The sequence below is a fragment of the Planosporangium spinosum genome (assembly GCF_049999945.1).
Classification (GTDB): Bacteria; Actinomycetota; Actinomycetes; order Mycobacteriales; family Micromonosporaceae; genus Planosporangium; species Planosporangium spinosum.
Window position 1 is genome coordinate 1 of the sequence record NZ_JBLYUB010000063.1, and the last position, 3,541, is coordinate 3,541.

Consider the following 3,541-nt stretch of genomic DNA (forward strand, 5'->3'; position numbering starts at 1 on the left):
CCACCGAGGACGGCTATGCCGCTCCGCAGACCGACACCGAGCGGGTCATCGCCGCCGTCTGGGCCGACGTGCTCGGCCTCGACCGGGTCGGCGTCCACGACAACTTCTTCGACCTCGGCGGCGACTCCATCCTCGGCGCCCGCGTCCTCGCCCGGATCCGGGCGACCCTGCACGCCGACCTGTCGGCCCGCACCATGTTCGACGCCCCGACCGTCGCGGCTCTCGCCGACCGGGTGGACACCCAGCCGCGCACGGGCCGCCCGGAACGGATCACCGCCGTGCCGCGCCACCGTACGCTGCCCCTGTCGGCGGCGCAGCAGCGACTGTGGTTCCTGGACGACCTCACCGGCGGGATCGAGTACAACACCGGAATCGGCCTGCGACTGTCGGGCCCGCTCGACCTCGTCGCGCTGCGGGCCGCGCTCGACGGCCTGGTCGCCCGGCACGAGGCGCTGCGGACCACCTTCGACGACGTCGACGGCCACGCGGCCCAGGTGATCGCCGACACCGGGGAGATACCCGTACGCGTCGCCGACCTGTCCACCCTCGACCCGGGAGACCGCGAACCCGCGCTGGCCCGGGAACTGACCGACGAACTGAAGCGCCCGTTCGACCTCAGGCGCGCCCCGCTGACCCGGGCGCTGCTGGTCCGCCTCGCCGCCGCCGACCACGTCCTGCTGCTCTGCCAGCACCACATCATCACCGACGGCTGGTCGGTACGCATTCTCGTCGACGAGCTCGCGGAACGGTACGCGGCCGCCACCGGGAACACCGCCGCGCACCTGCCCGAGCTGGCCATCGGGTACCCGGACTTCGCCGTGTGGCAGCGCGAACGCGTCGACGGCCCGGCCCTCGACGAGCACCTGGCCTACTGGCGGGACAAGCTCGCCGGCCTGCCCGTCCTGGAGTTGCCCACCGACCGGCCCCGACCACACCTACGTACCACCTCCGGCGCCATCCACCGCCGTGACCTGCCCGCCGACCTCGTCGCCCGGCTGTCCACGGTGGCCCACGGGCACGACGCCACCCTGTTCATGACCCTCGTCGCCGCGACGCAGGTGCTGCTGTCGCGCTACACCAACACCGACGACGTCGCCGTCGGTACCGTGACCTCCGGCCGCAACCGCGCCGAGCTGGAGGACCTGGTCGGGTTCTTCGTCAACACGGTCGTCCTACGTGGACACCTCGACCGCGCCCGGACCTTCGGCGAGTTCCTGGCCGGCGTCCGGGAGACGGTCCTGGAGGCGTTCGCCCACGACGAGGTGCCGTTCGACCGGCTGGTCGAGGAGCTGCAACCGGACCGCGACCCCAGTCGCACCCCGCTCGTCCAGGCCCTTGTCGTACTCCAGGACACCATGGTGCGACCCCGGGAAGCCGGGGCCTTGAGGATCACCGAGCACGACCTGCCCCGCCCGTCCGCCCGGTTCGACCTCGTCGTCGAGTTTCTACCCAGGGACGGCGGGCTCAACCTCGCGATCGAGTACAACACCGACCTGTTCGACGCGGCGACGGTCGAGCGGCTGGCCGGGCACCTGGAGGTGTTGCTCGCCGGGATCGCCGCGGACCCGGACCGGCCGGTGGCGGAGCTGCCGCTGCTGACGCCGGCCGAGCGGCGGCGGGTGCTGGTGGAGTACAACGACACCGCCCGGCCGGTGCCCGAGACGGTGCTGCCGGCACTGTTCGAGGCGCAGGCGGCGGGTACCCCGGACGCGGTCGCGGTGGTACACGACGGCGTGACGCTGTCGTACGGCGAGCTGAACGCGCGGGCCAACCGGCTGGCGCGGCTGCTGGTCGAGTACGGTGCCGGCCCGGAGCGGTTCGTGGGGCTGGCCCTGCCCCGCTCGACCGACCTCATCGTGGCGCTGCTCGCCGTCCTGAAGTCGGGCGCGGCGTACCTGCCGATCGACCCCGGCTACCCGGCGGAGCGGATCGGGTTCATGCTCGGCGATGCCCGGCCGGCGCTGGTGGTGACCACGAGCGGCACCGCCGACCTGGTACCGGCCGCGCCCGGGGTCGACCGGCTGGTGCTCGACCGGACCGACCTGGCCGGGTACCCGGCCGGCGACCTCACCGACGCCGACCGGGTACGGCCGCTGTCGGGTGCCCACCCGGCGTACGTCATCTACACCTCCGGCTCGACCGGCCGGCCCAAGGGCGTGGTCGTCGCCCACCAGCCCGTGGTCGACCTGGTGGCCTGGGCGGTGGAGGCGTTCGGCGCGTCCGGGCTGTCCCGCGTGGTGGCGTCGACGTCGCTGAACTTCGACGTCTCCGTCTTCGAGATCTTCTGCCCGCTGCTGGCCGGCGGCAGCATCGAGGTCGTCGCCGACGTCCTGGCCCTGGCCGAGCGCCCGGCGCAGCCGTGGACGGCGAGCCTCATCAGCGGGGTGCCGTCGGCGATCTCCCAGGTACTCGCCCAGGGCGCCCTGGCGGTCACCGCCGACAACGTGGTGCTGGCCGGTGAGGCGCTGCCCGCGCGTACCGTGCGGGAACTGCGGTCGGTGCTGCCGGACAGCCGGATCGCCAACATCTACGGCCCGACCGAGGCCACCGTGTACGCCACCGCCTGGTACTCCGACAGCGAGGCCGGCGACTCCGGGCGCACCCCGCCGATCGGCCGGCCGATCGCCAACACCCGGACCTACGTACTGGACGCCGACCTGCGGCCGGTGCCGGTCGGGGTGCCCGGCGAGCTGTACCTGGGCGGTCGTGGCCTGGCCCGTGGCTACCTGGGCCGGCCGGGGCTGACCGCGCAGCGGTTCGTGCCCGACCCGTTCGCCGAGCTGTTCGGCGAGGCGGGCAGCCGGATGTACCGGACCGGGGACGTGGTGCGCTGGACCGCCGACGGGCAGGTGGAGTACCTGGGCCGGGCCGACGACCAGGTCAAGATCCGTGGGTTCCGGATCGAGCTGGGTGAGGTGGAGGCGGCGTTGCTGCGCCACCCGGGGGTGGCCGAGGCGGTGGTGGTCGCCCGGCAGGAGACGTCCGGGCACAAGCGGCTGGTCGCCTACGTGGTGCCGGCACCGGGAGCGACGGTCGACGCGGCGGGGCTGCGCGGGTTCCTGGGCGGCTCGCTGCCGGACTACATGGTGCCGTCCGCGTTCGTGGCGCTCGACGCGCTGCCGCTCAACCCTAACGGCAAGTTGGACCGGCGGGCGTTGCCGGCGCCGGACTTCGGCTCGGGTGCGAGCGCGGGTTACGTGGCGCCGCGGACCGAGGCCGAGCGGATCCTGGCCGGGGTCTGGGCCGAGGTGCTGGGGGTGGAGCGGGTCGGGGTCGAGGACAACTTCTTCTCCCTCGGCGGCGACTCGATCCTGAGCATCCAGGTCGTGACCCGGGCCCGCCAGGCGGGCCTGCGGCTCAGCTCCAAGGACATCTTCCTGCGCCAGACCATCGCGTCGCTCGCCCTGCTCGCGTCCGCGGCCCTTCCGGAGACCGCCGATCAGGGTCCGGTGGTCGGCGAGGTGCCGTTGACGCCGATCCAGCGGTGGTTGTTCGAGGTGGCGCCGGGGTCGGAGGCGTGGTTCGACCAGTCGCTGCTGGT

The 3,541-nt window shown here is 73.5% G+C and carries 1 protein-coding gene; it reads left to right on the top strand.

Annotated elements, in window-relative coordinates; all coding sequences use genetic code 11:
- Positions 1-3,541: amino acid adenylation domain-containing protein (locus ACNTMW_RS34160; RefSeq protein ID WP_426638209.1), on the top strand; the 3,541-nt coding region annotated here is incomplete at both ends.